General features: G+C 37.2%; 5 protein-coding genes and 1 pseudogene. 2 read left to right on the top strand and 4 right to left on the bottom strand.

Annotation, left to right across the window (positions count from 1 at the left end; genetic code table 11):
• A pseudogene (locus tag ACY65O_RS13380) lies at nucleotides 1-560 on the bottom strand (hypothetical protein); the annotation flags it as partial.
• Between the two features lie 158 nt (nucleotides 561-718).
• Between ACY65O_RS13380 and ACY65O_RS13375 the strand changes: the two are divergent.
• Complete coding sequence (locus ACY65O_RS13375) at nucleotides 719-1,849, top strand: endonuclease/exonuclease/phosphatase family protein (protein WP_462221360.1); 1,131 nt, start codon at nucleotides 719-721, stop codon at nucleotides 1,847-1,849.
• A gap of 22 nt (nucleotides 1,850-1,871) precedes the next feature.
• Here the strand turns inward: ACY65O_RS13375 and ACY65O_RS13370 are convergent, their stop codons facing one another.
• The 3 genes from ACY65O_RS13370 to glpK form a co-directional block, all read right to left on the bottom strand.
• Entirely contained in the window at nucleotides 1,872-2,594 is a 723-nt protein-coding gene (locus tag ACY65O_RS13370) for an MIP/aquaporin family protein (protein WP_462221359.1), read from the bottom strand.
• 69 nt (nucleotides 2,595-2,663) lie between these two features.
• A complete protein-coding gene (locus ACY65O_RS13365; protein ID WP_462221358.1) occupies nucleotides 2,664-4,253 on the bottom strand; it encodes a glycerol-3-phosphate dehydrogenase/oxidase in 1,590 nt (529 codons plus the stop codon).
• A gap of 87 nt (nucleotides 4,254-4,340) precedes the next feature.
• Nucleotides 4,341-5,831: a glycerol kinase GlpK gene (gene glpK / locus ACY65O_RS13360; protein ID WP_462221357.1), complete on the bottom strand. Its 1,491-nt coding sequence runs from the start codon at nucleotides 5,829-5,831 to the stop codon at nucleotides 4,341-4,343.
• A gap of 186 nt (nucleotides 5,832-6,017) precedes the next feature.
• Here glpK and ACY65O_RS13355 point away from each other — a divergent pair, with 186 nt between their 5' ends.
• Nucleotides 6,018-6,374, top strand: a complete 357-nt coding sequence (locus ACY65O_RS13355; protein ID WP_462221356.1) for a hypothetical protein — start codon at nucleotides 6,018-6,020, stop codon at nucleotides 6,372-6,374.
• Nucleotides 6,375-6,380: the final 6 nt, after the last annotated feature.

Genomic DNA, 6,380 nt, shown 5'->3' with positions numbered 1-6,380 from the left:
GTTGATACAGCTTGTTTCCTCCAAAATAGAGTCATAAAATCACTACCACCTCCTTCGAAATTAAGTACTTCGAAATAATAATATTGACCCGCTATTAACTGAATAGGTATAGAAGTCTGTTCCGGAAACGTATTATAACTTGTTGCCCCTACATTGCTTGGAACTGAGGCTCTCCTAACTTTTAGATTTGGATCTTCATTGGGACTCAAATAGAATATCACTTTGTCATCACCAGTTACATTAAACAAACGGCCTTTAATAGCATCACCCACGGGCATTGCAATAGGAATTCCGGTATCAATAACCACGGTACCCCTTACCAAACCTTCGGTACCATCCATGGCAATGGTGCGTACACTGTCTTCTCCCAAATGCTGCTGCACTTCCAACACAAGTGTATCTCCGTTTTCACGTTTTAATTCTAATGCGTTTAAAATTTCGGGGAGTTTGCTGTCTTTATCAAACTGTACGTCAACTACCGCACCGATTACTGATTTTACTTTACCCGTATTGGCCATAAATAATATTTTATTATAATGAGGTGTAAATTTGAGCGGCAAAGGTAAGGGATGGAGATTGAAATTTGAAATTTGAAGAGCAGCTTTTTAGGAGAGTTTTACATGAAATGCAAGATAATGCTGTAAAATATAAATGAAAGATGATATGAGCGGTAATTAAGGTTAAAAGTAAAAGCGTAGTTTCATTTTTGAACTGAAATATGGTACCAAAAATTAAAAAAATTTTACGGATTGGTTTTATCAGCGCCAATCTTTTGGAGATAATATTTTATTTGATGGCCTGCCTGGTTCCTTTTTTAAATGCCGGAAGGTATTGGTTTGCGGCACTGGCTGGGCTGGTTTTTCCATTATTGTTTTTTATATTAGTGGGGTTTTTAATTTACTGGATTATAAGAAGATCGAAATGGGCATTTGTTTGTATTGGTGCGTTACTCTTTGGGTGGACTCAGATTTCCTCCACATTTAGTTTCAGTAACACTAAAAATTTTAATGTTGCCAAAGCCCCGGAAACATTAAGGATATTAACCTGGAATTTATCAAGCTGGGGCGAAAGTAACCGGGTAAACAAAAAAAACAACCTTAATGAAATGGTTGAGGTAATTAAAAATACCAATGCAGATATTTTATGCCTGCAGGAATATATTTATTTGCAAAATAAAACTTACCGGGATTCTATTATTCCAGTTTTAAAAGCAAGTGGCTATCAATATATTTTTTTTGCAAAAACTAATTATACCAAAAAGATTTATAAATCAACCGTTTTAAATACAGTAGTTATTATATCTAAATACCCCATTGCTGACAGTGCACAATTTAATTACCCTGCTTTAAATGAGCATGATGCAACAGAGCCGTTAATTTATGCTGATATAAAAATCAATAATAAAACCACAAGAATATTTACCAGCCACCTGCAATCGGTACAATTTGAAAATTACGATTATGAAGCCTTACATAATTTAAAAGAACCGGCTGAGGCCAGCGTAATACAATCAAAAGCTGTGATGTGGAAACTAAGGGACGCTTACAAAAAAAGATCTGTGCAAGCCGAAATGCTGCATAAAAAAATAAAAGAAAGCCCTTACCCGGTAATTGTGTGCGGCGATTTTAATGATGTACCCAACTCCTATACTTACTTTACTGTTAAAGGAAATTTACAGGATGCCTTTTTAAAAAAGGGAAGTGGCCTTGGCAGAACCTTTCGTTTTATTTCGCCTACTTTAAGAATTGATTATATACTGGCAGATAAAAAATTTGAGGTAACACAGTTGAATAAAATAGAAGTGAATTATTCAGATCATTATCCGATAATTGCAGACCTTGTTTTTTAAAAGAATAAAACCCAATAATATTTTATTGAATAATTCTAAATACCAGCGCTGCAATTATGCCTCCAATTATTGGTCCTACCACAGGTATCCAGCTATAGCTCCAATTACTGTCCCTTTTGTTTTTTACAGGTAAGATAAAATGCATAATTCTCGGGCCCAGATCTCTTGCAGGATTTATAGCATAACCTGTTGGTCCGCCTAATGATAAACCAATACCCAACACCAGCAATGCAACAGGTAAAGCATTTAAAGCTCCTAACGAAATGCCCACATCATTAATTTTTCCACCTGCAATTGAAAAAGCACCAAACACCAATGCAAAGGTGCCAATGATCTCTGTTATTAAATTATCGGTAGTACTTTTTATTGCGGGTGAATTGCAAAAAACAGCCAGTTGTCCATCAGCATCTGTTGTTTCGTTGAAATGCTGCCGGTACGATAACCATGCTAAAAACGCACCTGCCATTGCACCGAGCATTTGTGCCGCAATGTAAACCGGTACTTTTGTCCAATCGTTTATTTTAATTGCATCGGCAATGGTAACGGCAGGGTTTAAATGCCCTTCTCCTCCCAGTGAAGTACAAACATATACTCCTACAAATACTGCAATGGCCCAGCCGAATGCAATAACGATCCAGCCGCTGTTATTCCCTTTTGTTTTATATAACACTACATTGGCATTAACACCGTTGCCAAATAAAAGTAATAAAGCTGTGCCGGTAAATTCTGGTAAAAATAGAGACATGAGAAAAGAGTTGATGGTTAAAAGTTGATAGTTTTTATCTTGCAACCTTTTATAATTCTGATACAGCCCTCAAGATAATAAATATTGTTTTGCCAATAGATTAAAATTATTTACTTGCTGCAATTCCCAATCTTCATTTTTATTCATTGCAGTTGCCATTAGCTTTGCAACCATCGGCGCTGCTTCTATTGCCGCCTGAGCATTTAAAAATAAAATCCTTGTTCTTCTTGCTAAAACATCTTCCACCGTTTGTGCCATTTCATTTTGTATTGCCCAAATAATTTCTGCTTTAATATTGTGCAGCGCAGGGTGAATTAATTCTGCCAGCATATCATCTTCTATACAAAGATTTTTTATATGCATGGCATCTGCTCCGTAAAAATGTAAAGGATCATTTTTATCAATATTACTTATCCATCCATGAATTTTTAAATTTTGGGTACCACATTTTATTTCAGGAAGGTTCGCAACTAGAATGGCTTTTTTTAAAACATCATTCGCCATTTTGCGGTAAGTAGTCCATTTACCACCGGTGATGGTTACTAAACCGCTTGTGCTTACAAGTATAGTATGATCCCGTGGCATTAACGCAGTTTTATTACCGGCTCCTTTTTTTACCAATGGCCGCAAGCCCACAAAAACACTTTGCACATCAGTTCGTTTTATTTCTACATCCAGAGATTTATTGATGTGCTGCATAATAAATTCAATCTCCTGCTCCAAAGGTTTTGGTTCTAAAGAATGACTTTCAATTGGCGTATCTGTGGTACCTACCACAACTTTATCATGCCACGGCACTGCAAACAGAACCCTGCCATCTTCAGTTTTGGGTATCATCATTGCATCGGTACCGGGGAAAAATTTTTTATCCAGCACCAAATGTATCCCCTGCGATGGGCTTACAATATTTTTTGCAGTGGTATCATCCATTTGCAATACTTCATCTGCAAAAACACCGGTGGCATTTATAACAGCTTTGCATTTTAAAGTATATTCCGTGCCATTAATTTCATCTTTTATAATAACACCACAAACTTTTTCTGATAAATTGCGGACAGGGTTTGTAACTGTCGGAAATATTTTTAAAAGTTTAATCACTTTACAATAATTTAAAACCGTTGCGCCGTTTGCTGCTGCAGTTTGTGCTAAATTAATGGCAAGTCTTGCATCATCAAACTGCCCGTCCTTATAAACTACAGCACCGCATAAATTTTTTATATCAATTGTAGGTAGTAATTCTTTTGTTTTTTTTGAGTTGATAATTTTAGTTTTGCCCAATCCTAAATTACCAGCCATTACATCATAAATTTTTAACCCCACACCATAAAATATTTTTTGCCATAAACTGTAACAGGGTAATACAAAAGAAAGATTAGATGTAACATGCGGTGCATTTTTCAACAGCAACCCTCTTTCCATTAATGCTTCTCTTACCAATTTAATATTGCCCTGTGCCAAATACCTTACGCCGCCATGTACTAATTTTGTGGATCGGCTGGATGTGCCTTTTGCAAAATCATGCTGCTCTGCCAATAAAGTTTTGTACCCTCTTGTAGCAGCATCAACAGCAGTGCCCAGGCCGGTTGCACCACCACCGATAATGATGATGTCCCATTCGGTTGTTTCGGAAAGGTGATGCAACATTTGTGTTCTGTTCATATAAATTCTAATAGCATCTTATTAACAACCGCCGTCAGGGTTTTCAACCGCTGACGGGGTTTGCGAAAAGTCATTATTATTTAAAGTTTATTTAGTATTACTAATCGTAGTATCCACCGCCTTTTGCCAACCCTTCGTCAATGCATTTCTTTTTTCTTCTTCCATGGATGGTGTAAATGTTTTATCAATCAACCATTGCGCCTGTATCTCTTCAATATTTTTCCAATAGCCAACCGCAAGGCCTGCAAGGTAAGCTGCACCCAATGCGGTAGTTTCGGTAATGGTTGGCCGCAAAACTTTTGTATTTAAAATATCACTTTGAAACTGCATTAATAAATCATTGGCCGTAGCGCCACCATCCACCCTTAATTCTTTTATAGAAATTCCAGCATCGGCTTCCATAGCTTTTAAAACATCCATAGTTTGGTAAGCAATACTTTCCAATGCAGCCCTTGCAATGTGGCTTGCATTACTGCCTCTTGTTAAACCAACAATAGTACCCCTTGCATCCTGGTTCCAGTGTGGTGCACCAAGGCCTGTAAATGCCGGCACTACATACACACCTTCATTGCTGTTAACCTTAGCCGCTAATGCTTCCACATCCGATGATTTATTGATGATGCCCAATCCATCCCTTAACCATTGCACCACGGCGCCTGCAATAAACACACTGCCTTCCAAAGCATAATGTGTAATGCCATTTACTTTCCATGCAACAGTAGTTAATAAATTATGGTTAGAGGTGACTGGTTTTTCGCCGGTATTCATCAGCATAAAGCAACCAGTACCATAAGTGTTTTTTACCATGCCCGGTTGTGTGCACATTTGCCCAAACAATGCACTCTGCTGATCGCCTGCTATACCTGCAATAGGAATATTTTTTGCGGATAAAATATTTTGTGTGTGGCCGTACACTTCGCTGCTGCTACGAATTTGCGGTAGCATACTGCCGGGAATATCAAATATTTTTTCCAGTTCTCCATCCCATTGCAGGGTATTAATATTGCACAGCATGGTACGGCTTGCATTACTAACATCTGTTGCATGAATTTGTCCTTTGGTTAAATTCCACAGCAGCCAGGTATCAATGGTGCCAAAACATAATTCGCCATTATTAGCTTTTGTTCTTGCACCTTCCACATTATCTAAAATCCATTTTATTTTTGTGGCAGAAAAATAAGCATCTATAACCAACCCGGTTTTTTCTTTTATGGTGCTTTCTAAATTTTTATTTTTTAATTCATCACAAAAAGATGCGGTTCTTCTATCCTGCCACACAATAGCATTGTACACCGGTTTGCCAGTAGCTCTTTCCCACACTACTGTTGTTTCTCTTTGATTAGTGATGCCGATTGCTGCAATATTTTCTACCGTAAGTCCCGCCTTTGAAATAGCTTCGGCAGCCACGCCCAATTGTGTACTCCAAATTTCATTGGCATCATGCTCCACCCAACCCGGCTGCGGAAAAAATTGTGTAAACTCTTTTTGTGCCACGGCAATTATTAAACCCTGTTGATCAAAAATAATGGCACGGCTGCTGGTGGTGCCCTGGTCGAGAGAAAGAATATATTGATTCATAACAAGTAATATTTTGCTTTCAAGTTAGCGGAATTTTAATAAATAATAGTTATAAAAAACTATACTTTAAACAAATAGTAGCAGCAAAGGAAATTTTAAATCTGGAAGAGGAGTGACTAATTTCTTAACCAATAGTTATTGATTTTAATTTGCAACAATGTTGCAGCAAATGTTTATCTTTGTTTTGTGATGGTAAAAAATAAAATATGGATCAGGAAAATAGCAGCGGGTTTTTTGCTGCTGTTATTGTTTTCCATCAGTGCAATTCAGCTATCGCATTCTCATGCTTATAATACAACAGCACAGCAACAGAAAAAAGGTTTTGTAAAAAAAGATGCTGCCGGTTTTTATTATAAATCTCTACCAGAAAGTAAATGTTTTATTTGCGAATACCAGCTTACAAAAGATGCAGATATAAATCATTCGCTGTCGACTTTAAATTATCCAGTTCTATTTAACAACTCCATACCTCTATATTATTTCACTATCTTATCAGCTGCACACTCATTTTTTGAAAATCGTGGGCCGCCGCCTGCAGCCTGATTTTTT

The sequence above is a fragment of the Ferruginibacter sp. genome (assembly GCF_031430955.1).
GTDB lineage: Bacteria > Bacteroidota > Bacteroidia > Chitinophagales > Chitinophagaceae > Ferruginibacter.
Note: the sequence above shows the minus strand (reverse complement) of the source record. Positions and strands in the feature narration are given on the sequence as shown.

Bases quoted from the DNA above. Each gene is read 5' to 3' on its own strand.
- ACY65O_RS13375 (WP_462221360.1), top strand. From the start codon at position 719: ATGGTACCAAAAATTAAAAAAATTTTACGGATTGGTTTTATCAGCGCC.
- ACY65O_RS13370 (WP_462221359.1), bottom strand. From the start codon at position 2,594: ATGTCTCTATTTTTACCAGAATTTACCGGCACAGCTTTATTACTTTTA.
- ACY65O_RS13365 (WP_462221358.1), bottom strand. From the start codon at position 4,253: ATGAACAGAACACAAATGTTGCATCACCTTTCCGAAACAACCGAATGG.
- glpK (WP_462221357.1), bottom strand. From the start codon at position 5,831: ATGAATCAATATATTCTTTCTCTCGACCAGGGCACCACCAGCAGCCGT.